17 protein-coding genes are annotated in these 23,927 nt (G+C 45.2%); 11 read left to right on the top strand and 6 right to left on the bottom strand.

Translation table 11 applies throughout. The features are described from left to right. Positions 1 to 11 precede the first annotated feature (11 nt). From pheT to ACZ5NG_RS07285, 7 genes are all read left to right on the top strand, one after another. On the top strand, positions 12 to 2,432 hold the full coding sequence (gene pheT / locus ACZ5NG_RS07315; protein ID WP_464251163.1) for a phenylalanine--tRNA ligase subunit beta: 2,421 nt from the start codon (positions 12 to 14) through the stop codon (positions 2,430 to 2,432). 100 nt (positions 2,433 to 2,532) lie between these two features. Further along, positions 2,533 to 2,793 carry a cell division protein ZapA gene (locus tag ACZ5NG_RS07310; protein ID WP_464251162.1) on the top strand — a complete coding sequence of 87 codons (261 nt, stop codon included), beginning with the start codon at positions 2,533 to 2,535 and terminating at the stop codon, positions 2,791 to 2,793. Between the two features lie 149 nt (positions 2,794 to 2,942). Then, positions 2,943 to 4,652, top strand: a complete 1,710-nt coding sequence (gene polX, locus ACZ5NG_RS07305; RefSeq protein WP_464251161.1) for a DNA polymerase/3'-5' exonuclease PolX — start codon at positions 2,943 to 2,945, stop codon at positions 4,650 to 4,652. After that, positions 4,652 to 5,245 (top strand): DNA-3-methyladenine glycosylase, encoded by a 594-nt coding sequence (locus ACZ5NG_RS07300; protein WP_464251160.1) that lies wholly within the window; start codon positions 4,652 to 4,654, stop codon positions 5,243 to 5,245. The genes polX and ACZ5NG_RS07300 overlap by 1 nt, the downstream gene beginning before the upstream one ends. Positions 5,246 to 5,261: 16 nt before the next feature. Next, positions 5,262 to 6,212, top strand: coding sequence for an NGG1p interacting factor NIF3 (locus ACZ5NG_RS07295; RefSeq protein ID WP_464251159.1), 951 nt, complete (start codon positions 5,262 to 5,264; stop codon positions 6,210 to 6,212). A 21-nt stretch (positions 6,213 to 6,233) separates the two neighbouring features. Further along, the gene (locus ACZ5NG_RS07290; protein ID WP_464251158.1) at positions 6,234 to 8,774 is read left to right on the top strand and encodes a U32 family peptidase; all 2,541 of its coding nucleotides are present in this window, start codon (positions 6,234 to 6,236) and stop codon (positions 8,772 to 8,774) included. A 10-nt stretch (positions 8,775 to 8,784) separates the two neighbouring features. Then, positions 8,785 to 11,139 (top strand): endonuclease MutS2, encoded by a 2,355-nt coding sequence (locus ACZ5NG_RS07285; protein ID WP_464251157.1) that lies wholly within the window; start codon positions 8,785 to 8,787, stop codon positions 11,137 to 11,139. A gap of 137 nt (positions 11,140 to 11,276) precedes the next feature. Here ACZ5NG_RS07285 and ACZ5NG_RS07280 read toward each other — a convergent pair whose 3' ends face one another. Further along, a complete protein-coding gene (locus ACZ5NG_RS07280) occupies positions 11,277 to 13,619 on the bottom strand; it encodes a transglycosylase domain-containing protein (RefSeq protein WP_464251156.1) in 2,343 nt (780 codons plus the stop codon). 166 nt (positions 13,620 to 13,785) lie between these two features. On the opposite strand from ACZ5NG_RS07280, the gene tyrS reads away from it, so the two are divergent. Both tyrS and yunB read left to right on the top strand, forming a co-directional pair. Beyond that, positions 13,786 to 15,015, top strand: a complete 1,230-nt coding sequence (tyrS, locus tag ACZ5NG_RS07275; protein ID WP_464251155.1) for a tyrosine--tRNA ligase — start codon at positions 13,786 to 13,788, stop codon at positions 15,013 to 15,015. A 136-nt stretch (positions 15,016 to 15,151) separates the two neighbouring features. After that, positions 15,152 to 15,802 carry a sporulation protein YunB gene (gene yunB / locus ACZ5NG_RS07270; protein WP_464251154.1) on the top strand — a complete coding sequence of 217 codons (651 nt, stop codon included), beginning with the start codon at positions 15,152 to 15,154 and terminating at the stop codon, positions 15,800 to 15,802. A gap of 146 nt (positions 15,803 to 15,948) precedes the next feature. Here yunB and ACZ5NG_RS07265 read toward each other — a convergent pair whose 3' ends face one another. From ACZ5NG_RS07265 to nuoE, 5 genes are all read right to left on the bottom strand, one after another. After that, on the bottom strand, positions 15,949 to 16,053 hold the full coding sequence (locus tag ACZ5NG_RS07265; RefSeq protein ID WP_464251153.1) for a MetS family NSS transporter small subunit: 105 nt from the start codon (positions 16,051 to 16,053) through the stop codon (positions 15,949 to 15,951). Further along, positions 16,053 to 17,579 (bottom strand): sodium-dependent transporter, encoded by a 1,527-nt coding sequence (locus ACZ5NG_RS07260; protein WP_464251152.1) that lies wholly within the window; start codon positions 17,577 to 17,579, stop codon positions 16,053 to 16,055. Before ACZ5NG_RS07260 ends, ACZ5NG_RS07265 begins: the two co-directional genes overlap by 1 nt. 264 nt (positions 17,580 to 17,843) lie before the next feature. Then, entirely contained in the window at positions 17,844 to 19,613 is a 1,770-nt protein-coding gene (locus ACZ5NG_RS07255) for an NADH-dependent [FeFe] hydrogenase, group A6 (protein ID WP_464251151.1), read from the bottom strand. A 20-nt stretch (positions 19,614 to 19,633) separates the two neighbouring features. After that, entirely contained in the window at positions 19,634 to 21,214 is a 1,581-nt protein-coding gene (locus ACZ5NG_RS07250; RefSeq protein WP_464251150.1) for an NADH-ubiquinone oxidoreductase-F iron-sulfur binding region domain-containing protein, read from the bottom strand. A 24-nt stretch (positions 21,215 to 21,238) separates the two neighbouring features. Beyond that, positions 21,239 to 21,724, bottom strand: a complete 486-nt coding sequence (gene nuoE, locus ACZ5NG_RS07245; protein WP_464251149.1) for an NADH-quinone oxidoreductase subunit NuoE — start codon at positions 21,722 to 21,724, stop codon at positions 21,239 to 21,241. Positions 21,725 to 22,202: 478 nt separating this feature from the next. Between nuoE and nadE the strand changes: the two genes are divergently transcribed. Both nadE and ACZ5NG_RS07235 read left to right on the top strand, forming a co-directional pair. Continuing rightward, entirely contained in the window at positions 22,203 to 22,934 is a 732-nt protein-coding gene (nadE, locus tag ACZ5NG_RS07240; RefSeq protein WP_464251148.1) for an NAD(+) synthase, read from the top strand. 121 nt (positions 22,935 to 23,055) lie between these two features. Beyond that, positions 23,056 to 23,787, top strand: a complete 732-nt coding sequence (locus ACZ5NG_RS07235) for a YebC/PmpR family DNA-binding transcriptional regulator (protein ID WP_464251147.1) — start codon at positions 23,056 to 23,058, stop codon at positions 23,785 to 23,787. Positions 23,788 to 23,927 lie beyond the last annotated feature (140 nt).

Genomic DNA, 23,927 nt, shown 5'->3' with positions numbered 1-23,927 from the left:
GTACATAATCAATGAAGGTTTCATATAAATGGCTGCAGGAATTTGTCGATGTGAACATACCCCCGCAGGAATTAGCCGATAAACTCACCATGGCCGGTGTGGCTGTAGAAAAAGTCCACTATTTAGGTGAAGGAATTGAAAAAGTGGTTACCGGACAGATTTTAAAAATTGAACGCCACCCCAACGCAGACAGGTTGGTGATCTGCCAAGTTACTACCGACGGAGAGAATCGGCTTCAAATTGTCACCGGTGCCACCAATGTCAGGGAAGGGGATAAAGTCCCGGTGGCTATGGAAGGGGCCAAGCTTCCCGGAGGGATTACCATTAAAAAATCTAAGCTGAGAGGCGTGGAATCCCGCGGAATGTTATGCTCGGGGCAGGAACTGGGCTTTGAAGCTAAACTTATGCCGCCTGATCAGCAGGACGGTATTATGATCCTGCCGGAAGATGCCCCACTGAACTTAGACATTAAAGAATATCTTGGTTTGGATGATTACATTTTAGAGCTGGATCTGACACCCAACCGCGGTGACTGTCTTTCCATGATTGGTGTAGCCCGGGAAGTAGCTTGCTTATTAAATCTGGAAATGAAATACCCTGAGATTGCCCTTAATGAACAGGGGGCAGAGGCCGGTGAGTTGGCAAAAGTAGATATTGAAGCAATTGACTTATGCCAGCGTTATGTAGCGAAAATAGTAAAAGGAGTTAAAATTGGCCCGTCACCTATCTGGATGCAGCAGCGGCTGCGGGCAGCCGGTATTAGGCCGATTAATAATGTTGTTGATATTACCAACTATGTGATGCTGGAACTGGGCCAACCGCTGCATGCTTTCGATTACGATCGCTTGACTGATCATCATATCATTGTACGGCGGGCAAAAAATAACGAGTCACTGAAAACGCTGGACGAAAATGAACGCATATTAAATGAAAGTATGCTGGTGATAAGTGACCCGCATGGTCCGACGGCAGTGGCCGGTGTAATGGGCGGCTTGGAAAGTGAAGTTACCGACAATACCACTAACATTTTAATTGAGTCAGCATACTTTAATCCGGTCAGTGTACGCCGAACTTCTAAGGCTTTGGGGTTGCGTTCCGAGGCTTCCTCCCGTTTTGAAAAAGGGATTGATATCGGCGGCTGTGTACGGGCATGTGAACGTGCCGCTTACTTAATGCAGCAGTATGCCGGCGGCGTTGTGGCTAAGGGTGTGATTGACAATTATCCCAAGCCGGTGTTAGAAAAAACCGTTACTTTGCGTCCCAAACGTGTAGAACATCTGTTGGGCGTTAAAATCGATACCGAGACGATAAAAAACATTCTGCTTTCCCTGCAGTTTAAAGTACAAGAGAGTGATGAAGGCCTATTGGTTACCGTGCCTACCTTCCGTCCCGATGTGAGTATAGAAGCCGATTTAATTGAAGAAGTAGCGCGTATTTATGGCTACAACAACATTCCGGACACATTAATATACGGCGTCACTACTCAAGGTAAAAGAACACGACAGCAGCAGCTGCTGCATGACATTAAGGATATTTTAAGCGGCTGTGGCTTAAAGGAAGTAGTAACCTATGGCTTTTTCAGCCCGAAGGTTTTCGATAAAATGAATTTACCTGCAGACAGCGTTTTCCGCAATGCATTGGTATTGCAGAACCCGCTCAGTGAAGAGCAGTCGGTAATGCGTACCGTTCCCATCCCTAATTTGCTGGAGGTAGTGCAGCGCAATCATAATCGGCAGGTTTCTAACGTTGCCATCTTTGAAATCGGCAAAGTATTTTATCCGAAAGAAGGTCAGGATTTACCGGAGGAGCGCTTTAATTTAGCCATGGTATTTTCCGGCAGCACCGAAAAATCATGGTGCAAAGCAGCAGAACCGATGGATTTTTACTATGCCAAGGGTGTGCTGGAAACATTATTTGCCAAGATTGGCTTAAAAGATGTGTGTTATGTACGGATGACCGCTCCCAGTTTTCACCCCGGACGGGTTGCCGGAATTGAAGTAGCCGGTAAAATGATTGGCGTAATCGGAGAGCTGCACCCCGACGTGCAAGAGAACTACCAGTTACCGCACCGGGTTGTTGCCGTTAAAATTGATCTAAAGGATTTAGCGGAGTTAGAATTTACGCCGCCACGTTATCAAAAGCTTTCTAAACATCCGGCGGTAGAGCGTGATTTAGCGGTAATTGTCAATAAAGATGTGCCTACGGGAGACATGGTAGATGCGATTAATAAAGCGGCAGGAAAAATAATGAAGCAGGTGCGGGTATTTGACGTTTATCAAGGCAATCAAGTACCTGACGGTTGCAAGAGCATTGCATTTTCATTGTTATTCCAGGCCGTTGATCGCACCTTGACTGATGAAGAGGTAGCAAAACAGGTGGAAAAAATTTATCAGGCATTAAACAGGCAATTTGCCGCTAAATTAAGAAGTTAAAAATGCCGTGGAAGTAAGGTTTATTTAGTACCTTGCAGCAGGATTTTGCTAAATTATGACGAAAGTGACGGTAATAGGTAATAATTCGGGAGGGGTGGCAATGTCTGATCAGGAAACTCGGGTAGAGGTGGAAATATGCGGAGCTTCCTATATGCTTCGGGGCAAAGAATCTCCCGAGTATATGCAAATGGTTGCTCAGTATGTCAACAGAAAAATGAAACAGCTGATCAGCCGCAACCCTCGGCTTTCGATGACTAATGCTGCGGTACTGGCGGCCATTAACATTGCCGATGAGTTAAGCAAGCTGCAGGAGGATTACGACAATCTGGTAAAGTTAATGGATACCAAAAATCCTAAATAACCGTTACAAGGTAATCAAACACTCATGAAGTGTTTTTACAGCAGCTTCATGAGTGTTTCTTTTCACTGTCATTCAAATAACTTTTTACGGTCAAGGAAAAACTAATACTTGTTTAAATAATTGTCATTGTTTACAGGAGCTGTTTGTATATGTTAAATATAGAAATTGCCTGGATATTTTATGAAATGGCTGACTTGTTGGAAATTAAGGGCGATAACTTTTTTAAAATAAGAGCTTACCGCAATGCGGCCAAAATAATTTCCCGGTTGGATAAGCCGGTTAAAGAATTGCTGCAGCGTGGAGAACTGACCGAAATTCCCGGTATTGGCAAAACAATAAGCGCTAAAATCAAAGAAATTTTAGAAACTGGCAGCTGTCAAAGTCATCAAAAACTGCTGCGGGAAATTCCTAAAGGAGTGCTGGAAATACGTTCCCTTCCCGGCATTGGGCCCAAAAAAGCCAAACTGCTCTATGAAAAATTGGGAATTGTGTCCATAGATCAACTGGAGGCAGCAGCGAGAGAACACAAAATACGCAAGCTGCCGGGCATGAGCGCGCGGTTTGAATTTGACATACTGCGGAGCATAAATGTGCTGCGTCAAAGTAATGAGCGGGTAATTTTGGGTGTTGCCCGGGAGCTAACTGCTGATTTAATAGACTATATTTCGGCTATTCCCGGGGTGGAAAGGGTTGAAGCGGGCGGCGGCGTCAGAAGGTGGAAGGAAACGGTATCGGATATTGATTTGGTAGTCGCCGCCCAAAACATTGACTCAGTGATGGATGGGATTGCTGCCTATCCCCACATATCTAAAACCTTAGAGCGGCAGGAAAAGCGCCTGCGGGTACTTAATATGTGGGGTGTGGAGATTGATATATCGGTAGTTGAGCCGGAAAAATTTATTACTACCTGGCACCGCAATACCGGCAGCAAAGCGCATTATCGCCATTTAACCAAAATAGCGGAGCAAAAAGGTTGGAAATTAAGCCATCAAGGCTTGATTGATCAAAACGGTGATATGCTTGAAGTGCAAAGTGAAGCCGACATTTACAATTATTTGAACATGGAATATATTCCGCCGGAACTGCGCGAAGACAAGGGAGAAATCGAAGTGGCCCAAACCGGTCAACTGCCCCATTTGGTTAGCTTGGCAGATATCAAGGGAGATTTACATACCCATACCACTTGGAGTGATGCGGGGGCTACCCTGGAAGAGATGGTGGAGCGAGCCAAGGAAAAGGGTTACAGTTACTTGGCGATTACCGATCATTCCCCCTCATTAAAAATAGCCAACGGCCTTTCCTATGAGCGTCTGCAGCAGCAGTGCAAGCTGATTGAAAAATTAAATGAAGAGCAGGATGATTTTCGAATTTTAACCGGAGTGGAATGCGATATCCTGGCGGACGGCCGGCTAGATCACCCTGACGATGTGTTAGCTGACTTAGATGTTGTCGTTGCTTCGGTACATACCGCTTTTAAACAAGATAAAGAAAGGATGACTAATCGCATTATTTCCGCAATTGAACATGAGCATGTTGACATTATCGGCCATGTATCCGGAAGGCTGTTATCCCGACGCAGCGGTTATGAGCTGGATATGGAAAGGGTGCTGGAAGCGGCAGCCAAGTATGATACGATATTAGAGATTAATTCTTCTCCTGACCGGTTGGATTTAAGTGAAGAAAATGCGCGGCTGGCCAGGGAATTTGGCGTCAAGTTGGCGATAAACACCGACGCCCATGACTTAAAACGATTGGACGAAATAGAGTACGGCGTATCAGTGGCCCGGCGGGCTTGGTTATCGCCGCAAGATGTTGTCAATACTTTAGAAGTGGAGGACTTGCTAAAAAGCTTAAAGTGATGAGTACGGTGTTTAATGATTTGCCACTCTTATCCAGAGAATTTTATAATCGTGACACCGTGCAGGTGGCGCGGGATTTATTGGGATGTTATTTGGTGCATTACAGCCCGGAGGGACTAACCGCAGGTGTAATTGTGGAAACGGAAGCTTACTTACAGCACGGTGATCCTGCCTGTCACACCCATCGGGGCATGACACCGCGCAACAAAGCGATGTTTGGCCCGCCGGGTCATGCTTATGTATACTTTACTTATGGCGCTCACTATTGTTTTAACATAGTTACCCAACCGGAAGGTGTCGGTGATGCGGTGTTGATTAGAGCGCTGCAGCCGGAGGAAGGCATTGAATTGATGCAGCGGCGGCGGGGCAGAGAGCGGCTAAAGGATTTATGTTCCGGTCCGGGCAAGCTGACGCAGGCCATGGGCATCAATAAGGAGCATAACGGCAGTGATTTATTAACCGGCCCCATAAGGGTTTATCGGGGTTGGGAAGTGCCGGATATTGTCACCACCACCCGCATCGGTATTAAGGCAGGGGCAGAACTGCCACTGCGCTTTTATGTAAAAGACAATAAATTTATATCAAAAAAATAGCACAGGAGGCAAAAGGATGAAAGTTAAAGAGATTTATGAATTAGCCGTAGAAATGGGTAAGCGTCATGACCCGCGGGGGATTGATGAAGTAAATAAAATAATTGAAAAAAATAAAAAGGCTTTCCAAGAGTTAAAAGATGAAGAGAAGAAAGAATTTGATCAAGATAAACTTTTTAATCCCTTTTCCGATACCAGATTGCTTTGCGGCGATCCGGAGAGGGAAGTTAAACGGGTGTTAGTGGGTATTGACATTGAGGTAAGTGAGGTGCTGTTAGCGGATCGCTTATCGGAAAAAGGCAGGGCTGTTGATTTAATCATTGCTCACCATCCGGAAGGACGGGCGCTGACCGGGCTTTATGAGGTAATGCATTTACAGGAAGATATTCTCGCCCAATTCGGTGTGCCGATTAATGTGGCAGAGGGTATTATGGCATCTCGCATTGCTGAAGTGCAGCGCAATTTAATGCCGGTTAACTACAACCGGGCGGTAGATGCTGCCAGATTGCTGGATTTTCCTCTCATGTGTATACATACGGCGGCAGATAACATGGTGACTGATTACCTGCAAAAGAAATTTGACGAGCACCAACCGGAAACCCTGGATGACGTGGTAAAAATGCTGAAAGAAGAGCCGGAATACGCGGAAGCGGTTCGCTATAATGCCGGACCGACAATTGTAGTGGGCAACAAAAAACGCCGGGCCGGTAAAATCATGGTAGACATGACCGGCGGCACCGGCGGTTCGGAAGATGCCTACAGCAAATTATCCCAAGCCGGCGTTGGTACTCTGGTGGTAATGCACATTGGCGAGAAACACCGCAAAGAAGCGGAAAAGAATCACATTAATGTGGTAAATGCCGGCCATATGGCCAGTGATTCCTTGGGGATGAATTTAATCCTTGATCAGATTGCGGCACGGGGTGTAGAAATAATTCCGGTTTCCGGACTGCTTAGATATCAGCGCTAACTGAAAGGAAGTTATGTTTTAATGTTTAAGCCAGAACTTCTTGCTCCGGCCGGTTCATGGGAAGCCATGGTGGCGGCGGTGCAGAATGGGGCTGATGCGGTTTATCTCGGCGGGAAAGCCTTCAGCGCCCGGGCATTTGCCGCCAACTTTGATAACGAGCAGCTTAAACAGGCCGTTGAGTACTGTCACGTCCGGGGCGTTAAGGTATACGTCACAGTAAATATTATTGTCGCGGATGAAGAACTAGAAGAAGCACTGCATTTTTTACATTTTCTGCACAACATTGGGGTGGATGCGGTTATTCTTCAGGATTTAGGTTTAGCCGCCGCTGCCCGTAAACTACTGCCAAACTTGCCGCTGCACGCCAGCACCCAAATGACTGTGCACAATACCCCGGGAGTGGAACTGCTAAAACAATTGGGCTGCGAGCGTATCGTGTTGTCCCGCGAAATGAGCCTAAAAGATATTGCGCGTATAAAACAAACTACCGGGGCAGAACTGGAAACCTTTGTGCATGGGGCGCTGTGCGTATGTTATTCCGGGCAATGCTTAATGTCCAGTATGATTGGCGGGCGCAGCGGAAACCGGGGCAAATGTGCCCAACCCTGCCGCTTGCAGTACCGGCTGGTTGATCGGAAGGGACGGCCGCTGGTAGATGCGGCAAAGGTTGGAGAGTATTTGTTAAGCCCCCGGGACATTAATCTCAGTGAACATATACCGGATTTAATTCAAGCGGGAATTGATTCTTTTAAAATTGAAGGGCGAATGAAGCGTCCGGAATATGTGGCGACAGTAGTGCGCATTTATCGGGAACTGCTTGATCAGGCGCTGGAGCTGGAGCGAAAAGAAGATTTTCAGCCCTCTGAGCAGCAAAAAAGAGAGCTGGAACAAATATTTAACCGGGATTTTTCCACAGGTTATTATTACGGCAATCCGGGCAGTGAGCTGATGAGTTATAAGCGTCCCAACAATCGCGGGGTGTTGATTGGCCGGGTAAAAAGATACAGAAAAGATCAGGATTTGGTAGAAATAACGCTGCAGGAGCCGCTGCGGGTAGGTGACGGGATTGAAGTATGGGTGACCCAAGGCGGACGGGTGGGCGTAGAAGTGCACCGACTGCTTGTCAAAAACCGGCAGGTTGATGAAGCTCCTGCCGGAAGCACGGTATCGCTGCCGATACCCGGAAAGGTGCGCCCCGGCGATCGGGTTTTTAAAACTCACGATGTGGAACTGATGAACCGGGCTAAGATTACCTATACTTCCAGTAAAGAAAGCAGAAAAATTCCGCTGCGGTTTACAGTGCGTGCAGCGGTCGGTCAGCCGCTGTTTATGCAGGTGGAAGACCGGGACGGGTTTGTTGCGGAAGCATATTCCGAAGAAACCGGCCAAAGGGCAGAAAATAGGCCGCTGACTGAAGAATTCCTGCGAAATCAATTAAATCGCTTAGGCAATACCCCTTTTGCTTTAACGGAACTTTACTGCGAACTGCAAGGTGAAGTGATCTTTCCGGTGCGGGTGATTAATGAACTGCGCCGCCGGGTTTTGAAACGGTTGGAAGAGCAAAGACAGCAAGCGCGCCTGCGTTCACCCATAAATCAAAGAGAATTTGCCGCAAATCTGGAAGGCTATTTTAACGCGATTGCCGGCAAATTCAAACAGCGCGCCGGCAAACCGAAACTGGCCGTCAACGTCAGCGAATACGCTGCTCTGCAGGCAGCGGTAGAAGCCGGTGCCGACATTGTGTACTTTGGTGGAGAAAGCTACCGCTCCCGCAAACCAATTACACTTTCGGACATTGAAAAAGCAAGTGATTTATGTCGCCAAAGAAAAGTGCAGTTTATCCTGTCCACGCCCAGAATTCTGCAGGACGATGAACTGAAGGGCTTTGACGGTTTTTTGCGAAAGGCTTTGCCCTATACCGAAGGGGCGTTAATCGGTAATTTGGGTTTACTGAAGTTGTTTGTTGAAAAATATTCAAAGTCGGTAATTAGTGATTTTTCGTTAAATGTATTTAATCGCTTCACGGTAGCGGCATTAAATGCCCTCAATGTTGAGCGGATAACACTTTCGCCGGAATTGACTATGGTGCAGATTAAAGAACTTGCCGCCCACCGGACACTGCCCTTAGAGCTGTTGGTGCATGGCCCGCTGCCCCTGATGGTTACGGAATATTGCGCACTGGGCAGCTTAATGGGCGGCTTGACATCTACTAATCAGTGTGCCGGTCCCTGTCGGAATCAATCCTGTGGCTTAAAGGATCGCAAAGGGGTTGTATTTCCAATCGAAGTAGATCAATACTGCCATCAACATATATTTAATTCTAAAGAGCTGTGTTTAATTGATGACCTGGGAACCTTAGCGGATGCCGGCATATCAGTTTTAAGGATTGATGCACGCATTGTTTCGCCCGCCCGGGTAGGGCGTATCACCGAAGCCTACCGCCAAGTGCTGGATTTATATCCCTTAGCAGAGTGGAAAAACAAGGCTGTCAGCCGGAAAGCGGAATTAGAAAAGGAAACAACCGGTTTTACAAAAGGACATTATTACCGCGGAGTAATTTAAGGGGAGAAGTATGGAGGAAAAAACTTATACCAGATTGGAATTTGACAAAGTTCTGCAGCAATTAGCGGCACATGCTCATTCAGCGCCGGGAAAAGAGCTGGCGTTAGCATTGCGCCCCAGTAAAGATCCGGATACCGTGCTGGCCTGGCAGGCAGAGACTACCCAGGCGCGGGAGCTGATGCGTTTTGAACCGTCAGCAGAGTTCGGGGGCTGGCATGATATCCGCGGTCAAATTTTGCGTTTAAGAAGAAACGCTGTTTTGCAAGCGGAAGAACTCTTTTTTATCGGAGAAACGCTGGCTGCGTCGCGCCGAATTAAACGCTACTTATTGGAACGTAGGATGAAGTATCCGTCACTGGCGGCGATAGCAGAGGGATTGGCTGTTTTGCCGGAGCTTGAGAAGGCAATTTTATCCGCTATCCTTCCGGGTGGAGAAATAGATGACCGGGCAACGCCGGAATTGGCTCAAATACGGCGGCGCAAGGTAAGTGCCCAGGCGAAAGTCCGTGAGCGTTTAGAGCGCATTATTCGTTCACCTGAGAACCAAAAATATTTGCAGGAAGGGATAGTGACCATTCGCGCTGACCGCTATGTGGTGCCGGTAAAATTGGAATATCGCAATATGATACCCGGCATTGTTCACGATCAGTCCGCCAGCGGAGCGACACTGTTTGTTGAGCCCATGTCGGTAGTTGAGGCCAATAATGAAGTGCGGCAGATGCTTGCGGCGGAAAAGCAGGAAATACAGCGCATATTAACTAAACTAAGCAACTTGGCGGCAAGCGTTGTTGATGATTTGAGCCACGGTCTCGATGCCTTGGCATATTTGGATTTTGTTTTGGCTAAAGCCGCTTACAGCAGGAAGCTGGATGCCTGGCAGCCGCAGGTGTTAAAAGAGCCGAGAATTTATTTAAAGCAAGCCAGGCACCCGTTGATCACCGGTAAAGTTGTGCCCATTACCGTCTGGTTAGGTAAAGAATTTAACACCTTAATTATTACCGGTCCAAACACCGGGGGCAAAACCGTTACCTTAAAGACCGTTGGGTTAATGGTATTAATGACCCAGGCCGGTCTGCACATTCCGGCAGAAACCGGCTCGGAAGTGGGTATTTTCCATCAAGTGTTTGCGGATATCGGTGATGAGCAAAGTATTGAACAATCCCTGAGTACTTTTTCTTCCCACATGAGCAATATTGTAAACATTATTAAACAGGCCGATAAACGCAGCTTGATTATGCTGGACGAATTAGGCTCCGGCACCGATCCGGCTGAAGGGGCCGCCATCGCGCAAGCGATTTTGCAATACCTGCACAATTTAGGGGCACGCACCATTGCCACCACCCACTACAGTGAATTAAAAAACTTTGCATATGCCAATCCGGGTATTGAAAATGCCAGTGTGGAATTCAACAGCGAAACCCTAAGACCGACTTATCGCCTGCTTATCGGCAAGCCGGGGCGCAGCAATGCCTTTGAAATTGCTGCCCGCTTAGGGTTGCCCGAAGAATTGGTAAAAAGCGCCCGGGCCTTTCAAACTAAGGAACAAATCCAGGTATCAGAATTGATGCGCAAGCTGGAAATTACCCAACAGCAGGCAGAAAAAGAGCGCCGTTTAGCCGAACAGATGCGCCGGGAAAGCGAACAGCTTAAAGAACGCTACGAGCGCTTAGAAAGGCAGATTACTGAACGCAAGGAGGAAATATTAAGTAAAGCCCGGGAAGAAGCTCAGCAAATTGTTCGGCGGGCCGAACAAGAATCAGAAGAAGCGATTAAAGAACTGCGTCAAAAACTTTCCGAGCAATCTGCCCGTGAAAGAGAAGAAGCTATTAAAGCGGCCCGGGAAAAACTAAGCAGCCTTTACAATAAAAATATCAGCCGGCAAATCAAAAAAGCACAGACATTTGAGGTACCAAAGAAACTGCGACCGGGTGATGAAGTTTATTTGCCCCGGTATAATCAAAAAGGTTACGTGTTAGAAATTGGCGACCAAAATCAAGTTACCGTGCAGGCCGGAATATTAAAGCTGACGGTTTCGAAAGATGAATTGCAGTTGGTAAAAGAAACAAAACATGAGACCGGGCAAACCGAAATCGGTAATGTGATCCGGGATAAGGCAATGAAATTAAGCAGCAGTTTGGATATGCGCGGTATGAAAGTTGATGAAGCTTTAATGGAAATGGAAAAATATTTGGATGATGCTTACTTAGTGGGATTAAAACAAGTTAGTTTAATTCACGGTAAGGGCACCGGTGCTTTAAGAGCGGCGGTGCATCGGGAGTTAAAGAAGTATCCGCGGGTTAAAAGCTTTCGTTTGGGTGAAATCGCTGAAGGCGGTGACGGCATAACGGTAGTGGAACTAAAGTAGTTCGACGGCTGCGGCCGGCTTTAGCCGGCTGCGTTGTTTTTTGCATTTTTTGCAAGACGATATAGCTTTAAAACAGCTATGGTTATGATAATAAAATGCCCGGGCAGTTTAAGCCGCGGGCATTTTTATATTAATGATTAATTGTTAGTCGGTAGCCATTTTTTCCAACTAAGTGAATTATTTTGGCGACTGTCTGTGTAATTATCATTGCCGTTATGTTGGTGCTCTTGTTCACCGTCATTCGGTTCAGGGAACCAAGGGCCGTTTTCCTCACCGTTATCAGGCAGCCAGTCGCTTAATGTTTCTTCCGAATGAACATTGCAAACCTCTGTCGGCGCTCGCAGCCCATAGTCTTGAACATTGGGTGACACGGAATAAGGCACTTTAAGCACTACCTTTTGAATGCGTTCCGGGCAATATTCACTGGGCAATAGACCGGTTTCCGCACAGACATCCATGACCACACGCATGTCATCTTCTTTAGTGGGTACGGTGCCTTTAATAAACCAATCAGTTACTTTTTGATCATCGGGTGTCAGCGGCCCCGGCAATAATCCGGATTTGCTGTCTACTGTTGCCCGCACTAAACCGGACGGCGGTCCGGGGAAGTTTTTGCTCGGTAAGCCGTCATGAGCTTTTAGCATCATTTCTCTCCATAATTGTGCGGTATATACACCACCGAAGTAACTCGATGTAGGCAGTGGAGTACCGTCTTGGTCATTGCCTATCCAGGTTACGCCAACCAGGTTAGGCGTGTAACCGGCAAACCAAATATCACTGGTGCGACCGTTTTCATTGTCTGCGGTGCCGGTTTTGCCTGCTACCGGGCGATTGGGCAGTTGGGCGGCGGTACCGGTACCTCTTGATACCACGGTCTGCAACATATCAGTAAGCAAAAAGGCAGTGGTTTCTTTCATTGCTCGATGCTGTTTAGGCTCATGTTCGAATACTACCGTGCCGTCAAAGCGTTCAATGCGTTTAATGATTGAAGGTTCGATATAAATACCCTTATTAGCGAAGGCACCGTAAGCAGCAGCCAGCTGCAAAGGCGTTACCCCGTATTTTAATGCGCCAAGTGCTGTAGAAAGATAGGGGTCAATGTGCTCAAAGCCCAATTTTTTGGTGAAAGCCACCGCCTTATCCGGCCCTACTTCTTCCATTAATTTTACAGCCACTACGTTAAGAGAATTCTGTAGGGCAAAACGCATGGTCACTAATCCGTAATAAGCCCCATAGTTAGCCGGCCAACCGCCTTCTCTGGGAGCGTCATCTATAATGGAAGCCGGCCCTTTATTTAAGTATTCAATGGCAGGACCATAGGCGGCAATGGGCTTAAAGGTTGAACCCGGAGGCCGCCCGGGATCGCCCGGCCGGTAAGTAGCTCGGTTTAAGCCCATACCGATATGTTTTCTACCGCCAACCAGCGCTTTTACTTGTCCCGTATACGGATCTAATATCACCGCTGCCGCATTAGGTTGTAGGTAGCCGTTTTCATCTTTGGTTTCGCCGGGCAGTTTTAAGTTAGCTACTGCTTCTTCAGCAGCAGTTTGCATTTTAGGGTTAAGGGTGGTGTAAATCTTTAACCCGCCGCGATATATCTCTGACTCATCTAGGTTATATTTATCGTTTTCCAGAGTCAGGGTTTGGATGACGTAATCTATAAAGAAAGGATAAGGATATTCGTTCGCTCTGATTTCACCGGGTTCCAGCACAATGTCTTTTGCCTTGGCAGCGGCTGCTTCCGATTCGGTAATATATCCGTATTTAGCCATTTGATCCAAAACAATGTTGCGGCGCTTTTGAGCTGCCTCTTTATTGACATAAGGATTGTAGGCACTGGGTGCTTGCGGTAACCCGGCCAGTAAGGCTGCTTCTTCCAATTCTAACTCGTTGACACTTTTATTAAAGTAGGTTTGTGAAGCTGCTTCAACACCGTATGCCCCTTCACCTAAATAAATTCCGTTAAGATAAAATTCTAATATTTCATCTTTGGTAAAGTGACGTTCCATTTGGATGGCCAAAATTGCTTCTTGTATTTTACGCTGAAAAGTTTTTTCCGTGCCAATATCCGTTGCTTGGCGTACTACCTGCTGAGTTATTGTACTGGCACCTTCTTTAAGGCTGCCCGATTTAATGTCCGCTATGGCAGCGCCAAATATACGGTAGATGTCAACACCTTTATGGTTTCTGAAACGATTGTCCTCAATAGCAATAAAAGCGTTTTGTACCATTTCCGGAACTTGCTCTAATTTAACCGGAATTCTTTTCTCCGGGCCAATTCTGGTAACTAGTTGATTATTCTCATCATATATTTCGGTAGAGGCAGCAAAGGCAATTTCATTGGGATTAAAGGCTGGCATACTTGCAACACTGCTGTAAACAAGTGCTAAAACTGCACCGCCGGCAGCCATGATAACTAATATTAATATTGCTAAGGCCAAGCGGGCAAAATTTAACTTTCTTCGTTTTTTCTTCGCCAAGGCCAGACCTCCTTTTGGCTTTCTCCACTAGATTATAACACAGTACAGACGGTATTTTGTAGATAAAAAATCCTCCCTTGTCATAGCTTCAAACATTTTGCTATAATACTAATGTTTAGCATTTTTACTGTCAAAAAACATCCTTTGGGAAAGGAGATATATTTAAGTGGTACAGATTGAGCAGGATCTGGAAAAGCAGCTGGCGGTAATTCGCCGGGGTACAGCTGAAATTGTTCCGGAGGATGAGTTAATTCAAAAATTAAAGAAATCAATCAAAGAAAATAAGCCGCTGAAAATAAAGCTTGGTTTAGACCCCACTGCACCGGACATTCACTTAGGCCATACCGTGGTACTGCAAAAACTCCGTCAGTTTCAGGATTTCGGTCATCAAGTGATCATTATTCTCGGTGACTATACCGGAAGAATCGGTGACCCTTCCGGCAAAACTGAAACCAGAAAGCCGCTTACGGAAGAACAGGTGTTGGCCAATGCCCGTACTTATCAACAGCAGATCTTTAAAATTTTAGACCAAGAAAAGACAAAGGTAGTTTTCAACAGCGAATGGCTGGCTAAATTAAATTTTGCCGATGTGCTGGAATTGACTTCAAAATATACGGTAGCCAGAATGCTGGAACGGGATGATTTTCATAAGCGCATTACTCAGGGTTTGCCTATCAGCATACATGAGTTTTTATATCCACTGATGCAGGGCTATGACTCCGTAGCGTTGGGAGCAGATATCGAATTGGGCGGCACCGATCAGAAATTTAACTTGCTGATAGGGCGTCACCTGCAAAAAGAATACGGCCAAGAACCGCAGGTTGCCATTATGATGCCGATATTGGAAGGCCTTGACGGCGTAAACAAAATGAGTAAAAGTTTAGGCAACTACATCGGCATCGATGAGCCGGCAAATGAAATGTACGGAAAAACAATGTCTATTCCGGATGAGTTAATGGTTAGGTATTTTGAGCTTGTTACACAGGTGCCTTTGGAAGAAGTGCGTGCCATTGAAGCGGGCTTAAAGGACGGCAGTTTGCATCCCAGAGACGTAAAAATGCGCTTAGGCAGAGAGATTGTTGCTATTTATCACGGAACCGAGGCGGCACAAAAAGCGGAGGAAGAGTTTAAGAAAGTATTCCAGCAGCGTGCCTTGCCGGATGAAATTCCGGAATTTAAGGTAACTGATGAAGTAATGGAAAAGGGACAAATAGTACTGCCTAAGCTGTTGGTAGCGGCAAAGCTGGTAAGCAGTACCAGTGAGGCCAGAAGAATGGTGAAACAAAATGCTGTAAAAATAGACGGGGATACGGTAAGTGACCCAAACTTGAGATTTGATTTTTCGCCGCAAACCGTAATTAAAGTAGGAAAAAGAAAATTTGTCAAATTAATATAACCGCGGAAAAAAGAGTTGGTATATGCAATACTAACTCTTTTTTTTATTGAATATAACTAATTAGGCTAAATGCCGAGCCGGCGAAAGTTTCACAACGGAAGATAATAGAGCATATGCTGGTAATGGAGGTGAATGAATGTTTAAAAAAAGGCGGCGCATATCCGGGACAGCCTTTTTTATTATTGTTCTCTTGCTGTCAGTATTGTTAATCTATATTGTTGTCGATCGCAATTTGCGGCCGACAGTGATTGCCATTGCCAAATCGCAGGCAAATCTTTTAGTGAATGATGCGGTCAGCAGGTCAGTGCAGCAGAAAATAGCCGAAAAAAATGTGCGCTATCAAGATATGATTGAGATACATAAGGATTCGGCAGGAAGAATAGTGATGATGCAAGCCAATACGGTGGGTATTAATCAGTTAGCCACCGACATTACCATGGAAGTGGATCGCCAGTTAAGGCTGCTTGAGCAAGAGGAGCTGAAAGTTTCCTTAGGTCAGGCTATGGGCAGTCACATTTTGGCTAACTATGGTCCACGGATTAATGTCAGTATCCTGCCGGTAGGAAGTGTCAATGTATTGGTTACCGATAAATTTGAATCCACCGGTATTAATCAAATCCGGCATCAAATATCTCTGGACATAAAAACAAAGGTTAGAATAGCAATCCCTTTTTATGAAAACGATATTGATATACATACCATTGTACCCCTTACGGAAAGTGTCATTGTCGGTGATGTGCCCGATACATGGGTAAGTATACCTAACGGCTTATTGGGAGGGAAATAGATTTTACGAGATAGTAATCAGTTGTTTAGTAGTCAGTGGAAAGTAAAAGGTAGTAGGTATTTGTGTCAATAAGAAAAATTAAAAGGGCGTGTCGGCAACAACTAACCGGTAGTATTGCGACACGCCCACTCACAGTATGAGGAAGGTTAATTTCTTTTCGAACTACTCATGGCTCGATAAATACAAAAAGCTGCGCCACCCCACAGCACGGTGGCGGCAAAAATAAACACGATAATCGCTCCGGTAGTCATTACATATCAACCCCCTTAACTACAGACTGCTCGTCTTTCCATTTCAGGGATGAGAGTATCAAGGCACCGAAGAATATAACTCCCATTGTCAGACCGCCAAATGCCAGCAGTTCTGTAGTGGTAAAACCGCCGTAACCTTCGGTTATTGTGCTGTAGGTCTTGGCAATGGCCATATAACCTAAGACAATCGGGGTAATGTACTTAATAGCCACAACCCACCATTTTCCGGCAGTGAACTCAGAAATGGGGTTGATATGGTCTTGGATGGTCTTAAGTTTAAAGAACCAGGCAATTAACACCACTTCAATTAAGCCACCGAAGACGATGCCAAGCTGGTTGGTAAAGTAATCAATCAAGTCCAGTCTGTCTAAACCGGTTGCATCTAAGAACATTAAACTACAGCAAACTGCCACTACAGTGTAAATAATAACTGCTTTTTTGCGCTCCATATTAAACTTATCCATAAAGGATGAAATGGCAGCTTCACAGATTGAAATCTGCGAAGAAAAACCGGCAAAGACCAAAGTTAAAAAGAACAGTGCACCAAAGATGGGGGCGAAGCTACCCAGACTGGAAATTGCGGTGGGGAAGGTCCAGAAGGCCATTCCTAGTCCGCCGCTACCGGCAACTTCTGCCACATCCTGTCCGGAAGTAACAGCCATATGCCCCAGTACACTAAAGGTGGCTAAACCGGCGAGCAAACTGTAACCACAGTTAATCAGGCTGGTCATAAAGGCGTTGTTGACAATGTCAGATTTCTTTGGCAAATAACTTGAATAAGCAATCATAATGGCAAAACCGATACTTAGTGTGAAGAAAATTTGGCCATAGGCCGCTGTCCATACTTTGGCGTCAAATATTCTGCTGAAATCCGGTTCAAGCAGGTAGTTAATGCCAACTGCCGCGCCCGGCAGGGTAACGCCTCTGATAACCATGACAAGAGTCATGATAAAGAGAAGGGGCATCATGATTTTACAGGCTCTTTCAATACCACCCCTAATGCCACCGTACAATGCCAGGAAGGTGACACCCCAAGAAATGATAAAAGCTAGCAACAGTCCGGATTGAAAACCGACGAATTCAAGCGGGCTGCCTGTTTTAGCACTGAGATCCGCATTCATATAATTAAGGAAATCGTGTAAGAAGAATCCTAAGGCATTGTCACCCCATGCTTGGGTAAGGGAAAAACCGACATAACAAATTGCCCAGGCAATGATGATTACATAATAAACAGAAATAAAGAAACATACTAATGCCTGCCACCAGCCAAGCCATTCCCATTTGCGGCTTATCCTGGCAAAGGTGAGGGGAGCGGACCCTCTGAATTTGTGACCGAGACCAAATTCCAGAATCATAATTGGGATACCGGCAGTTAATAAGGCAAATAAGTACGGAATATAAAATGCGCCGCCACCGTTTTCGACAGCCATGTAGGGGAATCTCCAAATGTTACCTAAGCCGATGGCCGAACCGATGGCAGCCATGATAAAGCCCATTCGAGTACCCCATGTTTCACGTTGTCCCACTTAAAATATACCTCCTCATGTAATATAATTTTCTGCTCGTGTATTTATAAGGACAATTTGGTTAACCACCTCCCAATGGTGTAGATAAAGCTGTGACGGTTGTATAAGTTGTATAAAATGTTGGTTTCGACGAAATTTACAAAATTCCTGCAATTTAGTTGTTCAAATTACTGACACATTAGATAAAAAATAAGCCCTTATGAGCAAGGGTAAGTATACTGATAAGCCGAGGCATTGCCTCGGCTTATCAAGCATGATTTTATATTAGTTTTCTGCTTTGTTGGCTGCTTCCTCAGGCTTGCGGTAAACACCACGCGGAATGTAGTGAGTGTGCAGCAGCTTGTGGGAAAGCTCACCCAACGGCTGTTTCAAGAAGTTTTCGTAAATATCCTTGATTGCCGGGTTTTCATGGGACTTACGAATTGGCAGATTTTCATCTGCTTCGTAGGTACCGGCAATACGTGCCAATCTGACTTCCAGATTGGTGGGTATGGGCTGGCCGCCGCCACCGATGCAACCGCCGGGGCAGCACATTACTTCGATGAAGTGATAGTCAGCTTTACCGGCGCGGATGAGGTCAAGCAGCTTACGAGCATTGCCCAGAGTATGAGCAACGGCTACTTTCACATCTAAGTCGCCAACTTTAACAGTGGCTTCTTTGATGCCTTCCATACCGCGCACATCGGTAAAGTTAACACTTTCTAAAGTTTCCTTGGTAATCAATTCATAGGCCGTTCTAAGAGCCGCTTCCATAACACCGCCGGTTGCGCCGAAGATAACTGCGGCACCGGTGGATTTACCGAGCGGATCGTCATATTCTTCTTCCGGCAGTGCATCCCAGTCAATACCGGCATTGCGGCACATTCTGGCCAGCTCACGGGTAGTCAGTACAATGTCAACGTCTTGGAAGCCGCTGTCAGCCATTTCTTCACGCTGACACTCGAACTTCTTAGCGGTACAGGGCATGATGGATACGCTGACGATATCCTTTGGATCAACACCGGCATTTTGAGCATAGTAAGTCTTAATTACTGCACCCATCATCTGCTGCGGTGATTTACAAGTTGAGAGGTGAGGGAGCAGATCCGGATAATAGTGTTCGATGTATTTAATCCAACCGGGGCTGCAGGAAGTGATCATTGGCAGCACGCCGCCTTTAGTAATTCTTTCGATTAATTCACTTCCTTCTTCCATAATCGTCAGGTCTGCTGAGAAGTCGGTATCAAATACCCTGTCAAAGCCCAGACGTCTCAGTGCAGCAACCATTTTACCGGTACCGATAGTTCCCGGCGGCATACCGAATTCTTCAGGTAAAGATACCCGGGTAGCCGGAGCGGTTTGTACGACAACATGCTTGGTGGGATCAGCCAGTGCTTCCCAAACTTTGGCAGTGTCGTCTTTTTCGGTAATGGCAGCGGTAGGACAAATCAATGCGCACTGACCGCACATTGCACAGTTTACATCGATTAAATTTTTGCCAAAGGGCGGTGCAATAATTGTATTAAATCCGCGGTTAACCGGTCCAATGGCTTTGACGCCTTGAATTTTTTCGCATACCGCTACACAACGACGACAGAGTACACATTTACGCGGGTCGCGTACGATTGACGGCGAGGAATCGTCAATATCTTTGACAGTAGCACTTTGTTCAGGACGTACAAAGCGTACTTCCTTAATGCCGAAAGCTTCTGCTAAGGTCTGCAGTTCGCAGTTTTGGTTTCTTAAGCAAGTTAAACATTCAGTTGGGTGGTCGGAAAGAATAAGTTCTAAAGTCATTTTGCGGGATTTCCGCACCAATTCCGAGTTGGTTTTAACTACCATACCATCGGCTACCGGAGCTACGCATGCAGCCTGGAGAGCACGGGCTCCTTCTACTTCCACCACGCAGATGCGGCAGGCACCGATGGCGTTTATATCTTTTAAATAGCAGAGGGTGGGAATGTTAATACCAACCTTTTTGGCAGCTTCAAGTATGGTAGCACCCTGTTCTATTTCCACCTTCTGATTATCAATGGTTAATGTTACTGTTGCCATGCCTAATTTCCCCTCCTATCTTACGAGGTGGCTCTTTTAGCGCCTCTAATTTTACAAACGCCTGCGGGGCAAGTTTTGTCCTTAATATGAGCTTCATATTCATGACGGTAGTACTTCAATGTACTGAGAATCGGGTTAGGAGCTGTTTGACCCAAGCCGCACAGAGCGGATTGCTTAATTAAGTAAGCCAGTTCTTCTAACAGCTCGATGTCGCCTTCTCTTCCTAAGCCCTTAGTCATGCGTTCCATAATTTCTAACATCCGTTTAGTACCGATGCGGCAGGGTGTACATTTACCGCAGGATTCATCTTGGGTAAATTGTAGGTAGAATTTAGCCAAGTCTACCATACAGGTGTCTTCGTCAACAACAATTAAGCCACCGGAACCAACAATAGAACCTAAAGCGGCCAGGGTTTCATATTCCAGCGGAGTGTCGAAGTGTTCGGCAGGGATGCAGCCACCGGAAGGACCGCCGGTTTGAGCGGCTTTAAACTTCTTACCGCCGGTAATGCCGCCGCCGATTTCTTCAACAACTTCCCGTAAAGTGGTTCCCATCGGAATTTCTACCAAGCCGCTGTTAACAACCTTGCCGGCTAAGGCAAACACTTTAGTACCTTTAGATTTATTCATGCCAATGCTGGAATACCAGTCGGCACCTTTGAGAATGATAGGACAAATATTTGCCCAGGTTTCAACGTTGTTAATATTTGAAGGTTTACCAAACAATCCGGATACAGCCGGGAAGGGCGGACGTGGCCTTGGTTCACCGCGTTTACCTTCGGTAGAAGCCATCAGCGCGGTTTCTTCACCACATACAAAGGCACCGGCACCTTCACGAATTTCAATGTCAAAGCTAAAATCAGTGCCTAAAATATTTTCGCCTAACATCCCTTTTTCGCGGGCAATTTCCAGAGCTTTCTTGAAGTTTTTAATTGCTAAGGGGTATTCCAAACGGATATATGCATAACCTTTGGTAGCACCGGTAGCATAACCGCAAATGGTCATTGCTTCAATTACTGAGAAGGGGTCACCGGTTAGCACTGCATTATCCATAAATGCACCCGGGTCACCTTCGTCACCGTTACAAATTACATATTTCTGATCGGCTTTTTGGTCAGCCATAAATTGCCACTTAACGCCGGTTGGGAAGCCAGCACCGCCGCGGCCGCGCAAGCCTGATTTTTTAACTTCATCAATAACCTGTTGCGGTGTCATTTCTCTTAAAACTTTAGCTAAGGCAGCATATCCGTCTACGGCAACATAAAACTGATCGTTTTTCAAATGGCTGTTGACAATTTCGTCAACATCTTCCGGTTTAACAGAGCAATAGTGGTAAGCACCGGGATATACCATTACTACCGGGCCCAGCTGACAGGCACCCATACATCCGGTTTGAATTAATTTAACCGAATCTGCCAATCCGGCATCATAAATACTTTTAGCCAATGCATCTGCGACTTCTTGGCATCCGGATGAGTGACATCCTGTGCCGCCACAGACTAAAACGTGATATTTGAACTCATCAGTGGGATCTTTGCCCAAACGTACGGCAAGAGCTTCTTTTGCTTTTACTCTTAATTCTTCCAGTTCTCTAAAGTTCATTATTATTTCACCTCCCTGGAAGTGCTACTCATATTTAGCCAATACTTCGGCAACTTTTTCTGGTGTCATGCGAGGATGTACTTCGCCATCTATTGTCATCACCGGAGCGATACCGCAAGCGCCCAGGCAGCGAACTACATCAAATGAAAAACGGCGATCTTCCGTTGTTTCACCGGCTTTAATTTTCAATTGTTTTTCCAGTTCTTTTTGTACCTCCGGAGCACCTTTAACATAGCAAGCGGTGCCCAAACACAGGTTAATAGAGTGCCGGCCTCTTGGCCGCAATGTAAAGGCCGCATAGAATGTGGCAACGCCATAAACATCAGTGAGTGGAACATTTAATTCTTCAGCCACTCTAATTAAAACATCCTGCGGCAGATAACCTAATTCTTGCTGGATACCTGCCATAACAACAATCAGAGAATTTGGGTTGCCACGGTGTTTAGCAATAAGTTCATCAACTTTTTTGTTTGCTTCTCCTTGGCAGTTGCATTTACATTCTGCACCCATGCAACGGATCCCCCTTTCATGTGTCCCACAAAATAACGTATCGCTCTTGTGCTTTTGTGTTCAATTAATCAATTGATTAATTCTTAAAAGATCACTCCTTTCGCCAGTGTTTTAATCGCATCACTCAGTTAGGTGTTGTTATTTTATTATGGTTTAAAGGTTTACATTACCTTTTTTTACAATTATGATACATTTCTTAAAATTAGAATTCAAATTATAAAATATGTTAATTTGTGAAATTAATATTTAATTTGAAATTTTCAAAAACTTCAACTATTTATTATTTTACTATCAGTAGATAAAATTGGCAACCTCTTTTTTTAAATTTATCTGTGTTAAAAATAATAAAGTTAAAATTGTTGGCATGAAAATCAGACTTATAAAACTGACAAGCTAAATGGCATTTTTGTTTGCACTCTAATAACGGTATATGGTAAGATATCAATTGAAATTGACTTAATTGTTGGAGGGGTTTGTCTTGTTAATTAAGGAAACAGCGGGCAAACTGACATCATGGCTGGAGTCTAAATTGAAGGAATCAGGATGTAAAAGCTTTATTGTCGGCTTAAGCGGTGGTGTTGATTCAGCTGTTGTTGCCGGACTATGTGCGCGGGTTCTGCCTAATGATACATATGGTATCATAATGCCGTGCCACAGCCATCCGAATGATGCCATGTATGCCCGAATGGTAGCAGATGCATTTAATATTAAATCTAAAGTAGTAGTACTTGATGAAGTATATGATTGTTTGCTTTCTAAGTTAACCGATGAATCTTATGAGGACAATAAACAGAATATGGCTTTTGCAAACATTAAGCCACGCTTGCGGATGACAACTCTTTATTTTTATGCCAATAAATATAATGGTTTAGTAGTAGGAACCGGAAATAGAGCGGAAATAGCTGTTGGCTACTTTACTAAATACGGAGACGGCGCATCAGATTTATTGCCGATTGCTAATTTGGTAAAGGGAGAAGTATTTGAGTTAGCTAGGTATTTAGGTGTGCCTCAACCAATTATTGACAAAAAGCCGAGTGCGGGGCTTTGGTATGATCAAGATGATGAAGAAGAAATGGGCATTACTTACAAACAATTAGATCAGTATTTAAAAACCGGTGAAGCGGAACCCCATGTGAGAGAAATTATTGAAAATCTCCATCGTAAGAGTGCTCATAAGAGAATTCCCCCTCCAATACCGCCTAATTTTTAGTTATATGTAAAATCTCGGTACAGACGTCACAGTCTGTACCGTTTCCTCTCATGATAAGATCATTTCAACGTATACAATTTCTGGCAATTGTTAGCTTTTGCGTATTCTAAGGAGTGAGAATATGGCCGGACATTCTAAGTGGTCCAATATTAAACGTAAGAAAGCGAAAGTGGATGCCCAAAAGGGCAAAATTTTTAATAGACTGAGTAAAGAAATAACTTTAGCCGCAAAATTAGGTGGCGGCGATCCTGCCGGCAATATGAGATTGAGAGCCGCTATTGAAAAGGCTAAAGCAGCCAATCTGCCTAATGAAAACATTCAAAGGGCGATTATGAAGGGTACCGGTCAGCTAACCGGCAGTAACGTGGAAAATGTTGTTTATGAAGGGTACGGACCGGGGGGAGTTGCGGTGATGTTGAATATTACCACTGACAACCGTAACCGTACCGCCGGCGAGGTCAGGCACTGTTTCTCTAAATGTGGCGGTAGTTTAGGCGAGTCCGGTTGCGTATCTTGGATGTTTGAACGTAAGGGCTTGTTGGTTATTGATAAAGAAAAAGCAGGCATGGATGAAGATGATTTAATGTTGTTAGCCTTGGAGGCAGGGGCGGAGGATGTACAATCAGAAGACGACGTATACGAAGTGTATACCGACCCTGACAATTTTGAAGCGGTGTTAACGGCATTTGAAGAGAAAAATATTCCTATGGAAGAAATGGAAATTACTATGGTGCCTAAGACATATGTAAAACTTAAGGGTGAAGAAGCAGATAAAATGATTAAATTAATTGAAATGCTGGAAGAACTTGATGACGTTGACGACGTTTACACAAATTTTGATCTAGATGACTAAAGGAATGAGAAGTCCTAAGGTCTTGAACCTTAGGACTTATTTAATGTCTAAGGAAGGTTGATATTTCGTAGAAGAGTAAATTTTTGCGGTATAGTGATCCGTTTGCGGGAAGGTATCGAAGGAATAAAATCTTTTAACCG

The sequence above is a fragment of the Desulfovectis peckii genome, assembly GCF_055391705.1.
Note: the sequence above shows the minus strand (reverse complement) of the source record. Positions and strands in the feature narration are given on the sequence as shown.

What these genes read in the sequence shown, in the direction of transcription:
- pheT (WP_464251163.1), top strand. Translation starts at nt 12, where the DNA reads ATGAAGGTTTCATATAAATGGCTGCAGGAATTTGTCGATGTGAACATA.
- ACZ5NG_RS07310 (WP_464251162.1), top strand. Translation starts at nt 2,533, where the DNA reads ATGTCTGATCAGGAAACTCGGGTAGAGGTGGAAATATGCGGAGCTTCC.
- polX (WP_464251161.1), top strand. Translation starts at nt 2,943, where the DNA reads ATGTTAAATATAGAAATTGCCTGGATATTTTATGAAATGGCTGACTTG.
- ACZ5NG_RS07300 (WP_464251160.1), top strand. Translation starts at nt 4,652, where the DNA reads ATGAGTACGGTGTTTAATGATTTGCCACTCTTATCCAGAGAATTTTAT.
- ACZ5NG_RS07295 (WP_464251159.1), top strand. Translation starts at nt 5,262, where the DNA reads ATGAAAGTTAAAGAGATTTATGAATTAGCCGTAGAAATGGGTAAGCGT.
- ACZ5NG_RS07290 (WP_464251158.1), top strand. Translation starts at nt 6,234, where the DNA reads ATGTTTAAGCCAGAACTTCTTGCTCCGGCCGGTTCATGGGAAGCCATG.
- ACZ5NG_RS07285 (WP_464251157.1), top strand. Translation starts at nt 8,785, where the DNA reads ATGGAGGAAAAAACTTATACCAGATTGGAATTTGACAAAGTTCTGCAG.
- yunB (WP_464251154.1), top strand. Translation starts at nt 15,152, where the DNA reads ATGTTTAAAAAAAGGCGGCGCATATCCGGGACAGCCTTTTTTATTATT.
- ACZ5NG_RS07265 (WP_464251153.1), bottom strand. Translation starts at nt 16,053, where the DNA reads ATGACTACCGGAGCGATTATCGTGTTTATTTTTGCCGCCACCGTGCTG.
- ACZ5NG_RS07255 (WP_464251151.1), bottom strand. Translation starts at nt 19,613, where the DNA reads ATGGCAACAGTAACATTAACCATTGATAATCAGAAGGTGGAAATAGAA.
- ACZ5NG_RS07250 (WP_464251150.1), bottom strand. Translation starts at nt 21,214, where the DNA reads ATGAACTTTAGAGAACTGGAAGAATTAAGAGTAAAAGCAAAAGAAGCT.
- nuoE (WP_464251149.1), bottom strand. Translation starts at nt 21,724, where the DNA reads ATGGGTGCAGAATGTAAATGCAACTGCCAAGGAGAAGCAAACAAAAAA.
- ACZ5NG_RS07235 (WP_464251147.1), top strand. Translation starts at nt 23,056, where the DNA reads ATGGCCGGACATTCTAAGTGGTCCAATATTAAACGTAAGAAAGCGAAA.